Source organism: Hymenobacter negativus (assembly GCF_017571495.1).
Lineage (GTDB): Bacteria > Bacteroidota > Bacteroidia > Cytophagales > Hymenobacteraceae > Hymenobacter > Hymenobacter negativus.
In genome coordinates this window covers 167,542-182,164 of sequence record NZ_JAGETZ010000016.1, presented here as the reverse complement: position 1 = coordinate 182,164, position 14,623 = coordinate 167,542, and the positions used below count along the sequence as shown (strand labels likewise).

Here is a 14,623-nt window from a genome sequence, read left to right as displayed (position 1 = left end):
TTATCTATCCCTATTCCTCATGGCAAAAACGTCCACCAAGCTCTTCAGCCGCAAGTTCCGCAACTGGTTGCTGCACCTCGTCATCTCTCGCCAGGATTTGAAGTCCATCACCGGCTACACCCTGCAAGCCCTCCAGAACGACGGCGCACAGTGGCAGGCCAAAATCGACCTGCTCCAACCGCTCTATGACAGCTTCGACACTGGCCTCATGGGGCAGGCCGGGGCCAGCGCCGGCCGCGGCGCCCAAACCCTGTTGGCCGATACCGCCTTCGGCCTCGTGAAGCAATTCATGAAACGCGCCTACAAGGTGAACTTCGCCGCCCTCGAAGAAACCGCGCCGGAGCTGTTCAAGCAATTCTTCCCCCAAGGCCGCTCCCAGTTTTCACAGGCCTCGCGCCAAACCATGGGCACGGCCTTCGCCACCTTCGTCAGAACTCTGACGCTGCACAAGGACGACGTGCCCCAGGGCGCGGCCCTGCTCAAAGACGCCCAAACCCTGAACACCCAATACACCCTCGCCCGCCAGGAGCAGGACAAGCGCAAGAAGCAAGTCAAGAGCGCCAGCACCGACCTCGACGCCGACGAAACCGACCTCCTCACCGAACTCTTCGGCGTATACGCAGCCCTGCTGGCGCACTACTACAAAACGCCCGAGCGCGCGGCCGAGTACTTCGACTTCTCAGTGCTGCCGCCCTCGCGCCGCCAGTCCGAAGCCGACGATGCCAGCCCCACCCAGCCCTAACCGTCCCATAGCGAGCGGGGTCACAGAGGCTTGTATGTTTCCGCAGGTGCCCGTAACCCGGGTTTCAGAGCACTTTCAGTTTCTGCAGGTGTCCGTAACCCGGGTTACGGGCACCTGTTGTTTTTCACAGGCCTCCGTAACCCGGGTTACAGAGGCCTGCGGTTTTCGCCAGTGCTCTGAAACTTTGGTGATGGGCGTCCACAAAAGCGTTAAGCATCGATTCGGGTTAGAATGCCCGCCGCGCAAAGCCCCACTCCTCTCTCCCACCGCCCCAGCAGCTATAGAAACCGGAGTGGCTGGCAGAGGCCAACCGCCTATCTTCGTGGCAAGCGCAGGCAGTCCCCGGCCACAGCGGTTTGCCATAAAAAGGCGAACCCCCGGCTGCGCTAACAGTCGAGGGTTCAGAAGCGGGGTTTTGATGCAACCCTCAACTTCATCTCCAAATGAAACGGGACAGCGTGAAAAAACTACTGCAAGACTGGTGGAAGCCGGTTTTGATTGGGTTTTTGAGCGGAGCAGGTAAGGCCATTGGCTTTATTCTACTTTCTCATCTACTCGGGTAGCTGGTAAGGAGTCGGGCCGGGTGCTCGGCTCCTTATTTTTTGTGTGGTAAAGGTAATACCAAAGTGCCGGTATAACGCATTGGCCACCGTGCGGGTTCGCCCCACCACCCGCCGCTCCAGCAGCGTGGGAAACGGGAGTGGTGGGAGTTTGAAAGCGTGCGGATACCAAAGTAAAAGAGGCTGCTCAATTGATTCGAGCAGCCTCTTTGTATACCGACTTATTCAGAGAAATTGTCTGGGTTTGCTTGCTTTAAATAGGCTTCCATTGTGGAAGCATTACCGAATACTGGCAACACATCATCCATAAAACGTTGAACAGCATCTTCACTATCAGCCCAAACTAGAAACTCATTTCCATTAGGGTCGAAGTCTAAATGCGTTAGGAGTCCCGCATCCTTCTCTTGAATAATAGATTCAATATGCTCAGCTAATGAGTAACCGTTTCCACTGAATCCATATTTGTCGAACAGGTCATCATATTCATCTATTAGGTGCCCCGGTCCGTCGTCACTGCCTTTTGCCCAAATAGCGTATTTACGGGTAGGCATTTGCCCGGCGCCTTCAATTTGCTTGTAATAAATGAATGGCCAAGTATTGGTCGTTTTTCGCTCTCGGCATCCCACTAGTAGGCAAAAGAAAAAGCCCAAGCATAGCAATGCAAGGGCTTTTTCTTTTGTAAACATATCTGTGCTGATACTACCAGCTCGACTTGGTCACGCCGGGGATTTTGCCGGCGAGAGCCATTTCGCGGAAACGCACGCGGCTGATGCCAAACTTGCGCATGTAGCCGCGGGGGCGGCCGTCAATCATATCGCGGTTGTGCAGGCGCACGGGCGAAGCGTTTTTGGGCAGCTTGTCGAGACCTTCGTAGTCGCCGGCAGCTTTCAGAGCCTTGCGCTTCTCAGCGTAGCGGGCCACGGTGGCAATGCGCTTGCGCTCCCGTGCTTTGATGGATTCTTTAGCCATGAGTTCGGAAGATTAAGCGTCTTTTTTAGCGTTGGCGAAAGGCATACCGAACGCCTTCAGCAGCTCGTAGCTCTGCTCGTCGTTCTCGGCGGTGGTCACGAACGTGATGTCCATGCCCGAGATGCCTTTGATTTTGTCAATCGAGATTTCAGGGAAGATGATTTGCTCCTTCACGCCGAGCGTGTAGTTGCCACGACCATCAAAACCTTTGTCGTTGATGCCTTTGAAGTCACGTACGCGGGGCAGGGCCACCGTCAGGAGACGGTCCATGAACTCGTACATTTTCTCGCCGCGCAGCGTCACTTTCGCACCGATAGGCATGCCTTCGCGGAGCTTAAAGTTCGACACCGATTTCTTAGCGATAGTAGCAATGGCTTTCTGGCCGGTGATAACCGTCAGTTCTTCCACGCCGTTATCCACCAATTTCTTATCAGCTACCGCGGCACCGATGCCACGGTTGATGCAGATTTTAGTGATACGGGGTACCTGCATGATGCTCTTGAACTGGAATTTCTCCTGGAGCGCGGGTACGACGTCTTTTTTATAAATGTCTTTGAGACGGGCCATGATGAAGGGGGCTGCTTAAGCCGTTTTGGCAGAGGCGCGCTTGGCTTTAGCAGGAGCAGCAGCCGGAGCTGCGGTCGCTGCGGCGCCTTTGCGCACCCGCTCACCGGTGGTGGGGTTGATAGCCTGCACGTTGCTCACGTGCATGGGCGCCTCCATCTTGGTGATGCCGCCCTGGGGCGATTTGGCGCTCGGCTTGTTGTGTTTCGTCACCAGGTTCAGCCCTTCAACGGTTACGCGCTGGGTTACCCGGTTCACCGACTTAATCACGCCGGTTTTGCCCTTTTCGTCGCCTGCAATCACCTTCACGGTATCGCCCGACTTTACGTGCAGTTGCACGGGGTCTGCTTTTCTGATAGCCATGGCTTAGAGTACTTCGGGGGCTAGGGATACAATTTTCATGAACTGACGCTCACGCAGCTCGCGGGCCACTGGGCCGAAGATGCGCGTGCCGCGGGGCTCGTCGTTGTTGTTGAGCAACACGGCGGCGTTGTCGTCGAAGCGGATGTACGAACCGTCTTTGCGGCGCACTTCCTTCTTCACACGTACCACTACGGCTTTGCTTACGGTGCCTTTCTTGGCGTTGCCCGAAGGGATAGCCGATTTGATGGCCACCACAATCTTGTCGCCAACGCTGGCGTATTTCTTGCCCGTGCCACCCAGAACGCGGATGCAGAGGACTTCCTTGGCGCCGCTGTTGTCGGCCACCGTCAGGCGGGATTCTTGCTGTATCATCGGACTGAATTATTTAGCGCGTTCAACAATTTCAACCAGGCGCCACCGCTTGGTCTTGCTCAGCGGACGGGTGCTCATGATGCGCACCGTGTCACCTTCGCCGCACTCGTTTTTCTCGTCGTGGGCGTGGAATTTCGTGGTTTTGGTCACGAACTTGCCGTACTTGGGGTGCTTCTGTTTCTGCACCACAGCCACGGTGATGGACTTGTCCATCTTCGAGCTCGTTACCGTGCCGGTGATTTCCTTGCGCATGTTGCGCGAGTCTTCAGCTACGGCTTGGTCTTGGGTTGTTACGTCGGTTGCCATCGGTTATTGAGCGGTGTTAGTAGCCTGCTCGTTGTTCCGACGAGTCTGCTCGGTGAGCAAGCGGGCGACGTTTTTACGGTTGGCCTTGAGGCGGGCGGGGTTTTCCAGGGGCGAAATCGCGTGGGCGAAACGCAGCTGCTGGCCCTGGGCCTGCTCGGTTTTGATTTGCTCTTTCAGCTGGTCAGCGGAAAGGCCTTTGAGGTCGGTCTTGTTCTTCATGACTTAAGCAGCGTCCGTATAGTCGCGGCGAACCACGAATGAAGTTTTTACGGGGAGCTTCTGAGCCGCCAGACGCAGCGATTCTTTAGCTACTTCCAGCGACACACCGTCCGACTCGAACATGATTTGGCCGGGCTTCACGCAGGCTACCCAATACTCGGGCGAGCCTTTGCCTTTACCCATGCGCACCTCAGCGGGCTTCTTGGTGATTGGCTTGTCGGGGAAAATGCGAATCCATACTTGCCCTTCGCGTTTCATGGCGCGGGTCATGGCAATACGAGCAGCCTCAATTTGGCGAGCCGTAATCCAAGACACTTCCAGCGACTTGATAGCGAACGAACCGAAGTCAATGGAGCTGCCGCGGTAGGCGAGGCCTGTTACGCGACCCTTTTGCATCTTGCGATACTTGGTCCTTTTCGGTTGTAACATTTTAATTTATTGTAAAGAGAGTGTTCTGAAGAGAGAGGGGCGAACAGCCGAACATTTCGCTTCGTTCACCCAAAGCGGCAAACGAAGCGAAATGACTTGGCTTTGTTCTAGCGACGCGGGCCGCGAGCGGCACCGCCGGCAGCACCACCGCCTTGGGCGGGGCCGTTGCGACGGGGACCGGCGTTGTCGCCAGCACCGCCACGGGGGCCACGGTCGTTGCCACCACGGCCACCAGCGCCACCGTCACGACGAGGACCACGGTCACCGTCACGACGCTCGCCGCGGGGGCCACGGTCGTCACGACGACCACCGCCACCTTCACCACCACCGGGGTTGGTGAGCTGCTGGTTCGGCGAGAGGTCGGGCTTGCCGAACACCTCACCGCGCATTACCCACACCTTGATGCCGATTTTGCCATACACGGTCTGAGCTTCCGACAAAGCGTAGTCGATATCGGCGCGCAGCGTATGCAGCGGTGTACGACCTTCTTTGTACTGCTCCGAACGGGCAATTTCAGCACCGCCGAGACGGCCACCGCACTGAATCTTGATGCCTTCGGCACCAACACGCATTGCAGCCTGAATCGACATTTTCATGGCGCGACGGAAGGAGATACGAGCGGCCAACTGCTGGGCGATGCTCTCGCCTACCAGCTTGGCATCCAACTCCGGACGCTTGATTTCGAAGATGTTGATTTGAACGTCTTTGCTAGTGATTTGCTTCAGCTCGTCCTTAATCTTGTCTACTTCCTGGCCGCCTTTACCAATTACCACACCCGGACGAGCCGTGTTGATGGTGATGGTGATGCGCTTCAGGGTGCGCTCAATCACAATGCGGCTGATGCCACCTTTCTGAATGCGAGCGTTGATGTACTTGCGGATTTTCTCGTCCTCCACCAGTTTCTCGGCGAAGTCCTTGCCGCCGTACCAGTTGGAGTCCCAGCCTTTGATAACTCCCAAGCGGAAGCCAACCGGATTTACTTTCTGTCCCATATAAACTTAGGATTTGGCGTCGGCCTTAGGATTTTCGGTGGTGCCAACTTCTTTGGCGTGCTTGGAGCCAAGCTTCTCAACTTTCGTGTCGATTTTCAACGTCACGTGGTTGCTACGCTTGCGGATGCGGTGGCCACGGCCCTGGGGGGCGGGGCGCAGGCGCTTCAGCTGGCGTCCTTCGTCCACGAAGATTTCGCTGATGTAGAGGTTTGCGTCCTCAATCCGCTCTTCTTCGTTGTGCTGCTGCCAGTTGGCCAAGGCCGACAGGAGCAGTTTCTCAATCTTCTCGGCGCCGATGTTGGCTTCGAAGCGTAACAGGCCGAGGGCCTGAGTCACTTTCTTGCCGCGCACGAGGTCGGCCACCAAACGCATCTTGCGAGGCGAGGTCGGCACATTGCGGAGTTTTGCTACTGCTTCCATCTTAGCGCTTGCCTTTATCTTTTTTGGCGACGTGACCACGGAAGTTACGCGTCGGGGCAAATTCGCCCAACTTGTGTCCTACCATGTTCTCGGTCACATACACCGGGATGAACTTATTGCCGTTGTGAACAGCGAACGTGTGGCCAACGAAATCCGGGGAAATCATCGAGCGGCGCGACCAAGTCTTCACCACCGATTTCTTACCAGCCGTTTCGAGTGCCGTGACTTTCTTTTCCAGCCGGAAGTCAATGTACGGCCCTTTTTTGAGTGAACGTGCCATATATTACTTCTTGCCTTTGCGGCTCACAATCAGGTTCTCCGAATACTTGTTCTTGTTGCGGGTCTTCTGGCCCTTGGCCAAAATACCGTTGCGGCTCCGCGGGTGACCACCCGACGATTTGCCTTCGCCACCACCCATGGGGTGGTCGACAGGGTTCATTACCACACCACGAACGCGCGGACGACGACCAGCCCAGCGGTTACGGCCGGCTTTGCCCATCACGGTGTTCATGTGGTCGCCGTTCGATACGGTACCAACGGTGGCCATGCAGGTAACGAGCACCATGCGCATCTCGCCCGAAGGCAATTTCAGCGTGGCGTACTTCTCTTCGCGGGCTACGATTTGGGCGTAGGTTCCGGCCGAGCGAGCCATTGCAGCGCCTTGGCCGGGCTGCAACTCGATGTTGTGGAGGATGGTACCGAGGGGAATCTCGCGCAGCGGCAAGGTGTTGCCTACTTCGGGAGCGACGCCGGGGCCCGACACAATCTTCGCGCCTACCGTCATGCCGGCCGGAGCGATGATGTAACGCTTCTCACCATCGGCATAGTTTACCAAGGCGATACGCGCAGTGCGGTTGGGGTCGTACTCGATGGACTTCACGACGGCCGGAACACCGGCTTTGTCGCGCTTGAAGTCCACGATGCGGTACTGGGTTTTGTGACCACCGCCGATGTAGCGGTTGGACATTTTACCGGAAGAGTTCCGGCCACCCGATTTGCTGAGGGAAGTCATCAGCGACTTCTCCGGGGTCGACGTCGTAATCTCGTCGAACGCCGGCGCAACGCGGAAGCGCTGCCCTGGGGTTGTTGGTCTGAGTTTTTTAAGTGCCATTACTAGCTAGTTGTGCTTTTGCGGCGAAAAATTTGAGGCGAAGCTGGGTCGGCCTAGAGGTTGCCGTAGAAGTCGATAACGTCGCCTTCTTTCACGGTCACAATGGCTTTCTTGCCGTGGGCGCGACGGCCGGAAACCTGGCCGCCTTTGGTGCCTTTCGACTTCATTTTGCCAATGGTGCGCATCGTGTTGATTTCGGTTACCGTCACGCCGTACAGCGATTCGATGTCCTTCTTGATTTGCACTTTGTTGGCGGTGCGCTCCACTTCGAACGTGTAGCGACCTTTCTCGTTCAGGCCGGTGGCCTTTTCGGTAACGATGGGGCGTTTCAGGGTGCTCATTATTCGGCGGTGCTATAGAGTTCAACCAATGAAGCCATGCCGTCTTCCGAAATCAGGAGCGTGTCCGTGTTCAGCAGGTCGTGGGTGTTGATGCCTACCGGGGTAGACACTTTCACTTTCTGCAGGTTTCGGGCGCTGAGGAGAACATTCTTGTTAGCCTCGCCGGTGAGGAGCATGGTCTTTTTGCCGTTGTTCAGCTTGAGGCCGTCCAGGATGGCAACGAAGTCCTTGGTGCGGGGAGCCGTCATGGCAATGTTCTCCACAACGGAGATTTTGCCATCCTTCGCCAGGCTCGACAGAGCCGAGAGGCGAGCTACGCGCTTGGTCTTCTTGTTCAGTTTGAAGCCGTAGTCGCGGGGCTGAGGACCGAACATGCGGCCACCACCAACGAACACACCCGACTTCATGCTGCCGGCGCGGGCGCCGCCCGTACCTTTTTGTTTCTTGAGCTTCTTCGTGGTGCCGTGCACCTCGTTGCGCTGCTTGGACTTGTGCGTGCCTTGGCGCTGGTTGGCCAGGTACTGCTTCACGTCCAGGTACATCACATGCTCGTTTACTTCGAGGCCGAAGATGGCGTCAGACAGGGTCACTTTGCGGCCGGTGTCTTCGCCTTTGAGGTTATATACTGCGAGTTCCATCGTACTAGTCTATTTCTCGATTACCACGTAAGAGTTCTTCGCGCCGGGAATCGAGCCGCTCACCAGAATCAGGTTCTTGTCGCCTACTACGCGCATCACCTTCAGGTTCTGCACTTTCACGCGGTCGTTGCCCATGCGGCCACCCATGCGCATTCCTTTGAATACGCGCGAAGGCCACGAGCACGCACCGATAGAACCGGGGTGACGCAGGCGGTTGTGCTGGCCGTGGGTCTGGCCACCAACACCCTGGAAGTTGTAACGCTTTACAACGCCTTGGAAACCCTTGCCTTTAGAAGTGCCTACTACGTCCACAAACTCGCCCTCTTCGAAGAGAGTCGCGTCGATGGTAGCGCCAGCGGCATAGGTCGATTCGGCGTCGAGGCGGAATTCAACCAGTTTTTTCTTTGGGGTGGTACCGGCTTTCTTGAAGTGACCAACCAAAGCTTTGGTGGTGTTCTTCTCTTTTTTCTCGCCGTACCCAATTTGAATGGCGGTGTAGCCGTCATTCGCGATAGTCTTAACCTGCGTCACTACGCACGGACCCGCTTCGATGAGCGTGCAGGGAATGTTTTTCCCATCCGGAGTGAAGAGGCTTGTCATACCGATTTTTTTACCGATGATGCCAGGCATTCTGTTAATGATTAAATGACACAAAAAGAAAACGACCGAGTGCCGTTTTCGCTAAGGGAGTGCAAAGATAGGAAAAAAGGCTCGGGAATCACAACCGAGTGTAGAAATATTTTCTCCGTGAGGCTGTTAGCTCCGGCAGAAGGCGTGTTTTGCTAGACGAGTTAGGCCGGGCGCCAAACGGAGTCGTCCTCCTCACAAGGCAACGAACCCTGAAGAGCCAACATCAGAAAAAAGACTACGAAAGCTAGGCCAATCTGCGTTTCTAATGTGTATTCGACCAGAAAAGATAAAGCAATGCTAACATATTGGGCCAGTAACAGTGGCGCGTTTTTCTTGCGTGCCCACCAAGCCGGATAGAATAGACATAAACAGAATACCAATAGCCCTATGGCACCGTATGCAGCCAAATTGTAGAGATATTGATTGTGGGGCATAATGTAGAATTCCGACGTGAGCTGCGGATGCAGTCTTGCATAGCGCTTAGCCATTTCGCCTTCCAGGTTTGGCTTACCTACTCCCAGCAGTTTATTATCGCGCCATACTTCTAGTGCAGCTTGGTAGGAATATACCCGGGATGATATAGAAAAATTTTTCCCCTCAGAGCTCTCTTGAACTTTGCTGACGTCTTCCTGAGTGTTGTAGACCCGGTTGCGGAACGTAGGAAATGCTAGGTAGCTGACTATCGGCAACAATATAAGTGTAGTAGCTACTAGAGCAGCTTTTTTCCACATTCGCTTAGCTAAAACCAACCACAATATTGCAAGCCCCCCTAAGGCGTAGAAAGTCATCTCTCCGCTGCGCACAGCTAACAAATGGAGAAACAGTGCCAATCCGACAATGGCAGCCTTGACCCAAATGTGCCATGCAGATGACACTGCTTTATGAGCCAGCAACAATACTGCCGCCGCAATTGCCATGGTTATGATAATGCTGAACCGGATATGGTCCGGTTCAGTCGGCATAACCTTGGAATGCATGTAAGACTCGTTAATCTCCTGTGCATGCAATAAGTAATTGATGGTGGCGCCGCAAGCAGCTAGTACCGTCATTATAATGAGTATCCACCACAACCAACGTAAGTAGCGGCTGGGAAACGGCGGCAACAGCCAGAACGACAGCGGAAGAATCAGGAACGGCAACTGCATTCCCAAGTCAAATCGATACTCATCCATATTGGCGGCATGGGTCTGAACGCCGGCCAACAAATGCAATACGAACACCATTGCGATGCTCCCGAAGACTGGCCAAAGTGACTGGTTAGCGATACGCTTATGTACCAAGGCATAGACTACGCCTGTCACAGCCAACCCTCCCATTGCAATACCCAGAGCCACTCTCAGCCAATTGACCAAGAAAATGCTGATGATAATGCAGGCACAGAAGAAGAAAGCAAATCGGTGTAGTCGCGCAAGGGAAAAGACAGCAAGCATGAATAGTGAGTAGTGGCGCTGCAAGTTCCAAAGAAAAAGCCCCACCGCAACGAATTGCGGTAGGGCTTTAACTCAATTAAGACTAAAATCGATGCCTCAGACTTTGATTTCTACGTCAACGCCACTGGGCAATTCCAGCTTCATCAGGGCATCAACGGTTTTCGACGAGGTCGAGAAGATATCCACGAGGCGCTTGTAGGTGCAAAGCTGGAACTGCTCCCGGCTCTTCTTGTTCACGTGGGGCGAGCGCAGCACGGTGAACTTCTCCTTTTGGGTCGGCAAAGGAATCGGGCCGCTAACGATGGCACCGGTGGCCTTCACAGCTTTCACGATTTTCTCGGCCGATTTGTCTACGAGGTTGTGGTCGTAGCTTTTCAGCTTAATGCGAATTTTCTGGTTCATTGGAATTGGTTGGAAGCCGATTGCCTCCGTTTTGAAAAGCTTTGATTTAATGACCATTAGCTAGTGGCTGAAGCAGTATCAGCCACTAACCTTGAGTCACTTATTTACCTCCTTTGGTTTTGGCGATGATGCCTTCGGCCAAGTTCGTAGGCACTTGCTCGTAGTGCGAGAACGTGAGCGAAGCAGAAGCACGACCCGACGAAATCGTGCGGAGCGCAGTTACGTAGCCGAACAGTTCCGACAGCGGAACATCGGCTTTGATAACCTGGGCACCAGCTTTGGTGTCCATGCCTTTCATCAGACCACGACGACGGTTCAAGTCACCAGTTACGGGACCCGTGTATTCGTCGGGGCAAACCACTTCAACAGCCATGATGGGCTCCAGCAATTTCGGGCCGGCCTTCTTGGCAGCTTCACGGAAACCGTCACGGGCGGCGAGTTCGAACGACAGGGCGTCCGAGTCAACGTCGTGGAACGAACCGTGGTACAGACGCACCTTCATGGCTTCGAGCGGGAAGCCGGCCAGCGGACCACGCTTCATAGCCTCTTCGAAACCTTTCTGGATGGGCTGGATGAATTCGCGGGGAATAACACCACCTACGATGGCGTTGTCGAACTCCAGACCGGGTTTCTCCGGCTCGGTTTCTTTCGGGCCCAGCTCAAACACGATGTCGCCGAATTTACCGCGGCCACCGGTCTGCTTCTTGTATGTTTCGCGATGGTCAACCATCTTGGTGAGAATCTCCTTGTATGCCACCTGCGGGGCACCCTGGTTGATTTCCACTTTGAATTCACGACGCATGCGGTCGATGATGATTTCAAGGTGAAGCTCGCCCATGCCGCGGAGGATGGTCTGGCCGGTTTCCTCGTCCGTGTTCACGCGCAGCGTGGGGTCTTCCTCGATGAGCTTGGCGATGGCCATGCCCATTTTGTCGACGTCAGCCTGCGTTTTCGGCTCGATGGCGTAACCAATTACCGGCTCGGGGAAGCTCATCGACTCGAGAACCATCGGGTTCTTCTCGTCGGTCAGCGTGTCGCCGGTTTTGATGTCTTTGAAACCAACACCTGCAGCAATGTCACCGGCCTGAATCTTGTCGATGGGGTTCTGCTTGTTGGAGTGCATCTGCATGAGGCGCGAGATACGCTCCTTCTTGCCGGTGCGGTTGTTGAGCACGTACGAGCCCGAGTCCAGCACACCGCTGTAGCAGCGGAAGAAGCACAGACGGCCTACGAACGGGTCGGTAGCAATTTTGAACGCCAGGGCGGTGAAGGGCTCCGAGTTGTCGGGGTGACGCTCCATCTCCTCGCCGCTATCGGGGTTGGTACCGATGATGGCGGGCATGTCGAGCGGCGAAGGCAGGTAGGCCATCACGGCATCCAGCATCGTTTGTACACCCTTGTTTTTGAAAGCCGAACCGCAGAGTACAGGCGAGAACTTCATGTCGATAACCGCCTGGCGGATAACAACCATCATTTCTTCGCGGGTAATCGAGTCGGGGTTGTCGAAGAATTTCTCCATCAACGTGTCGTCGTACTCGGCTACGCTTTCTACCAGCTTCTCGCGCCACTCGGCTACCGTGTCAACGAGGTCCTCGGGAACGGGGATTTCGTCGTACGATTTGCCTTCGGTTTTGTCGTCCCACACGATGGCTTTGCCAGTCAGCAGGTCAACGACGCCTTTGAAGGTTTCTTCGGCACCAATCGGAATCTGCAGGGGAATGGGGTTTGCGCCCAGTTTCTCCTTGATTTCGTTTACGGCTTTGAAGAAGTCAGCGCCGGCACGGTCCATCTTGTTGACGAAGCAGATGCGGGGCACTTTGTACTTGTCAGCCTGACGCCATACGGTTTCCGACTGCGGCTCTACACCCGAAACGGCGCAGAACAACGCAACGGCACCGTCGAGCACGCGCAGCGAACGTTCTACTTCTACCGTGAAGTCAACGTGGCCGGGGGTGTCAATCAGGTTGATTTTATACTGCTTGGTTTCCGACGTCGGGTCGCCCTTGATGTCGGTGGGGTAGTTCCAGAAGGTAGTGGTGGCAGCCGAGGTAATCGTGATGCCGCGCTCCTGCTCCTGCTCCATCCAGTCCATCGTGGCGGCACCGTCGTGCACTTCCCCGATTTTGTGGGTTTTACCCGTGTAGTACAGAATACGCTCCGACGTCGTGGTCTTACCGGCGTCGATGTGCGCCATAATCCCGATGTTGCGGAGGTAATAAAGGTCTTTGTTAACGGCCATGATGTTGGTTAAGGCTTAAAATTTAGGGTCTCAGGTCTTGGGTCGTTTAACAGAACAGTCCGTCAAATAAATCCAAGTCCCTAAGACCCCAAACCCAAATTTCCAGTTTAGAAACGGAAGTGCGAGAAGGCCTTGTTGGCCTCAGCCATGCGGTGGGTGTCGTCTTTCTTCTTAACGGCAGCACCTTCGCCTTTGGCAGCAGCGATGATTTCGCCGGCCAGCTTGTCCTTCATGGTCTTCTCACCACGACGACGGGCGTACTGAATCATCCACTTGGCACCCACCGAAATGCGGCGGTCGGCGCGCACTTCAATCGGAACCTGGAAGGTGGCACCACCTACGCGGCGGCTTTTCACTTCCACGGTGGGCATCACGTTGTTCAACGCTTTGCGCCACATTTCAAGGCCGCTCTCCTTGGTACGCTGCTCCACAAGGTCGCAGGCATCATAGAAGATGGTGTACGCCAGGTTTTTCTTGCCGTCGTACATCATGTAGTTCACGAAACGGGTTACCAGCGTCTCCTTGTACTTAGGGTCCGGCAGCAAGATGCGCTTCTTCGGTTTTGACTTTCTCATGATAGTAGTAAGTATGTAGTAGTAAGTATTGAGTAGCGAGCAGCAGGACTGGCCTGCCACTCAATACTTATTACTCGCTACTAATTCTATTTATTTCTTTTTAGCGGGTGCGCCTTTGCCACCCTTGCCAGCTGCTGCGGCGGGTTGACCGGGCTTCGGACGCTTGGCACCGTACTTCGAACGGCGCTGCGTGCGGCCGCTTACACCGGCGGTGTCCAGGGCGCCACGGATGATGTGGTAACGTACGCCTGGCAAGTCTTTTACCCGGCCGCCACGAATCAGCACGATGCTGTGTTCCTGGAGGTTGTGGCCTTCACCGGGGATGTATGCGTTTACTTCCTTACCGTTGGTAAGGCGCACACGGGCCACTTTGCGCATAGCCGAGTTCGGCTTCTTAGGCGTGGTGGTGTACACACGGGTGCACACGCCCCGACGCTGCGGGCACGAATCAAGGGCGGGCGACTTCGACTTGGTAGTCAAAGCCTCACGGCCTTTCCGTACGAGTTGGTTAATGGTTGGCATTTAGTGTATGGTTGGTTTGGAGCCGTTTGCCCCTAAAATTTGGCTTGCAAAGGTAAGAGTATTCCGTCGCAATAGCAAACAGAGTGAGGATGTTAATTTTAGGAAAGCCCGTTTTTGCCAAAACCAAAAGCGCCTCCACACGAAAATGGAGGCGCTTTCGCAACTAAGGATTCTGCTTCAGCTTACGCCTCCCCTACCGCGCCGCCGAAGTTCATCGGGTAGCTGGGGGCTTCGCTCTGCATCTTGATGGTGCCGAAGGCGGCTTCGAACCGCTCGATGTTCTCGGTGAGGGCTTGCAGCAGGCGCTTGGCGTGCTCGGGCGTGACGACGATGCGCGCCTTCACCTTGGCCTTGGGCAGGCCAGGCATCATGCGAATGAAGTCTATCACGAACTCGCTGTTGCTGTGCGCAATCATAGCGAGGTTGGCGTATTCGCCCTCAGCCATGGCTTCGGAAAGCTCGATGTTGATGGCGTTGGGGTCCGGGTTTTGGTCGGTTGGTTGCATGAGTCTGGTTTATTAGGAAAGCCTGAACAATGATATCATTATTCGTTAGCTCTGGTTTTTCGGGAAGAAAATCAATGTATAAATCCCAACCAGCATTGGAACGGGAATGAGCAGGATAAACCATCCCATTGCGTCACCAATTATTGGAGGACCTGCAATAGCCAATATCAATGCTACCAAAGCGCCTTTCTTTCTTGTTGAAGATGACTTTCTGTTCAACACCATTACCAGTGCTACGGTAAACAATAAGCCAATTACAACCCAGAGAATCCAAGACATCAATTTGAAGTGTT

At 54.9% G+C, this 14,623-nt stretch carries 23 protein-coding genes; 1 reads left to right on the top strand and 22 read right to left on the bottom strand.

Features of this window, described 5'->3' with window-relative positions; all coding sequences use genetic code 11:
• The coding region (locus tag J4E00_RS25240) for a hypothetical protein (protein ID WP_208178130.1) at positions 1 to 742 on the top strand (742 nt) is incomplete at its 5' end.
• Between the two features lie 781 nt (positions 743 to 1,523).
• On the opposite strand, the gene J4E00_RS25235 is transcribed toward J4E00_RS25240, so the two are convergent.
• The 22 genes from J4E00_RS25235 to J4E00_RS25130 form a co-directional block, all read right to left on the bottom strand.
• Positions 1,524 to 1,988, bottom strand: coding sequence for an Imm51 family immunity protein (locus J4E00_RS25235; RefSeq protein ID WP_208178129.1), 465 nt, complete (start codon positions 1,986 to 1,988; stop codon positions 1,524 to 1,526).
• 13 nt (positions 1,989 to 2,001) lie between these two features.
• Positions 2,002 to 2,271 (bottom strand): 30S ribosomal protein S14, encoded by a 270-nt coding sequence (rpsN, locus tag J4E00_RS25230; RefSeq protein WP_035567891.1) that lies wholly within the window; start codon positions 2,269 to 2,271, stop codon positions 2,002 to 2,004.
• A 12-nt stretch (positions 2,272 to 2,283) separates the two neighbouring features.
• A complete protein-coding gene (gene rplE, locus J4E00_RS25225) occupies positions 2,284 to 2,838 on the bottom strand; it encodes a 50S ribosomal protein L5 (protein WP_201985298.1) in 555 nt (184 codons plus the stop codon).
• Positions 2,839 to 2,853: 15 nt separating this feature from the next.
• Positions 2,854 to 3,198, bottom strand: coding sequence for a 50S ribosomal protein L24 (rplX, locus tag J4E00_RS25220; RefSeq protein ID WP_208178128.1), 345 nt, complete (start codon positions 3,196 to 3,198; stop codon positions 2,854 to 2,856).
• A gap of 3 nt (positions 3,199 to 3,201) precedes the next feature.
• Positions 3,202 to 3,570, bottom strand: a complete 369-nt coding sequence (gene rplN / locus J4E00_RS25215) for a 50S ribosomal protein L14 (protein WP_035567895.1) — start codon at positions 3,568 to 3,570, stop codon at positions 3,202 to 3,204.
• Between the two features lie 9 nt (positions 3,571 to 3,579).
• On the bottom strand, positions 3,580 to 3,876 hold the full coding sequence (gene rpsQ, locus J4E00_RS25210; protein ID WP_196286022.1) for a 30S ribosomal protein S17: 297 nt from the start codon (positions 3,874 to 3,876) through the stop codon (positions 3,580 to 3,582).
• 3 nt (positions 3,877 to 3,879) lie between these two features.
• Positions 3,880 to 4,095, bottom strand: coding sequence for a 50S ribosomal protein L29 (gene rpmC, locus J4E00_RS25205; protein WP_208178127.1), 216 nt, complete (start codon positions 4,093 to 4,095; stop codon positions 3,880 to 3,882).
• 3 nt (positions 4,096 to 4,098) lie between these two features.
• The gene (rplP, locus tag J4E00_RS25200; protein WP_046246580.1) at positions 4,099 to 4,524 is read right to left on the bottom strand and encodes a 50S ribosomal protein L16; all 426 of its coding nucleotides are present in this window, start codon (positions 4,522 to 4,524) and stop codon (positions 4,099 to 4,101) included.
• Positions 4,525 to 4,631: 107 nt separating this feature from the next.
• On the bottom strand, positions 4,632 to 5,516 hold the full coding sequence (gene rpsC, locus J4E00_RS25195) for a 30S ribosomal protein S3 (protein WP_208178126.1): 885 nt from the start codon (positions 5,514 to 5,516) through the stop codon (positions 4,632 to 4,634).
• 6 nt (positions 5,517 to 5,522) lie between these two features.
• On the bottom strand, positions 5,523 to 5,936 hold the full coding sequence (gene rplV, locus J4E00_RS25190; RefSeq protein ID WP_196291008.1) for a 50S ribosomal protein L22: 414 nt from the start codon (positions 5,934 to 5,936) through the stop codon (positions 5,523 to 5,525).
• 1 nt (position 5,937) lies between these two features.
• Positions 5,938 to 6,216: a 30S ribosomal protein S19 gene (gene rpsS, locus J4E00_RS25185; protein ID WP_068191730.1), complete on the bottom strand. Its 279-nt coding sequence runs from the start codon at positions 6,214 to 6,216 to the stop codon at positions 5,938 to 5,940.
• 3 nt (positions 6,217 to 6,219) lie between these two features.
• Positions 6,220 to 7,047 carry a 50S ribosomal protein L2 gene (rplB, locus tag J4E00_RS25180; RefSeq protein ID WP_196291007.1) on the bottom strand — a complete coding sequence of 276 codons (828 nt, stop codon included), beginning with the start codon at positions 7,045 to 7,047 and terminating at the stop codon, positions 6,220 to 6,222.
• Positions 7,048 to 7,100: 53 nt separating this feature from the next.
• Positions 7,101 to 7,388, bottom strand: a complete 288-nt coding sequence (gene rplW / locus J4E00_RS25175; RefSeq protein ID WP_208178125.1) for a 50S ribosomal protein L23 — start codon at positions 7,386 to 7,388, stop codon at positions 7,101 to 7,103.
• Positions 7,388 to 8,026: a 50S ribosomal protein L4 gene (rplD, locus tag J4E00_RS25170; protein WP_208178124.1), complete on the bottom strand. Its 639-nt coding sequence runs from the start codon at positions 8,024 to 8,026 to the stop codon at positions 7,388 to 7,390. The genes rplW and rplD overlap by 1 nt, the downstream gene beginning before the upstream one ends.
• A gap of 9 nt (positions 8,027 to 8,035) precedes the next feature.
• Positions 8,036 to 8,656: a 50S ribosomal protein L3 gene (gene rplC / locus J4E00_RS25165; protein WP_196291005.1), complete on the bottom strand. Its 621-nt coding sequence runs from the start codon at positions 8,654 to 8,656 to the stop codon at positions 8,036 to 8,038.
• A 161-nt stretch (positions 8,657 to 8,817) separates the two neighbouring features.
• Positions 8,818 to 10,086, bottom strand: a complete 1,269-nt coding sequence (locus J4E00_RS25160; protein ID WP_208178123.1) for an O-antigen ligase family protein — start codon at positions 10,084 to 10,086, stop codon at positions 8,818 to 8,820.
• 96 nt (positions 10,087 to 10,182) lie between these two features.
• The gene (gene rpsJ, locus J4E00_RS25155; protein ID WP_035567915.1) at positions 10,183 to 10,488 is read right to left on the bottom strand and encodes a 30S ribosomal protein S10; all 306 of its coding nucleotides are present in this window, start codon (positions 10,486 to 10,488) and stop codon (positions 10,183 to 10,185) included.
• Between the two features lie 100 nt (positions 10,489 to 10,588).
• A complete protein-coding gene (fusA, locus tag J4E00_RS25150) occupies positions 10,589 to 12,727 on the bottom strand; it encodes an elongation factor G (protein ID WP_208178122.1) in 2,139 nt (712 codons plus the stop codon).
• Positions 12,728 to 12,834: 107 nt separating this feature from the next.
• Complete coding sequence (gene rpsG, locus J4E00_RS25145; RefSeq protein ID WP_035567919.1) at positions 12,835 to 13,302, bottom strand: 30S ribosomal protein S7; 468 nt, start codon at positions 13,300 to 13,302, stop codon at positions 12,835 to 12,837.
• Between the two features lie 90 nt (positions 13,303 to 13,392).
• Positions 13,393 to 13,824 carry a 30S ribosomal protein S12 gene (gene rpsL / locus J4E00_RS25140; RefSeq protein ID WP_068191715.1) on the bottom strand — a complete coding sequence of 144 codons (432 nt, stop codon included), beginning with the start codon at positions 13,822 to 13,824 and terminating at the stop codon, positions 13,393 to 13,395.
• Positions 13,825 to 14,006: 182 nt separating this feature from the next.
• Positions 14,007 to 14,330 (bottom strand): DUF3467 domain-containing protein, encoded by a 324-nt coding sequence (locus J4E00_RS25135; protein ID WP_046245258.1) that lies wholly within the window; start codon positions 14,328 to 14,330, stop codon positions 14,007 to 14,009.
• Between the two features lie 45 nt (positions 14,331 to 14,375).
• A complete protein-coding gene (locus J4E00_RS25130) occupies positions 14,376 to 14,609 on the bottom strand; it encodes a hypothetical protein (RefSeq protein ID WP_208178121.1) in 234 nt (77 codons plus the stop codon).
• Positions 14,610 to 14,623 lie beyond the last annotated feature (14 nt).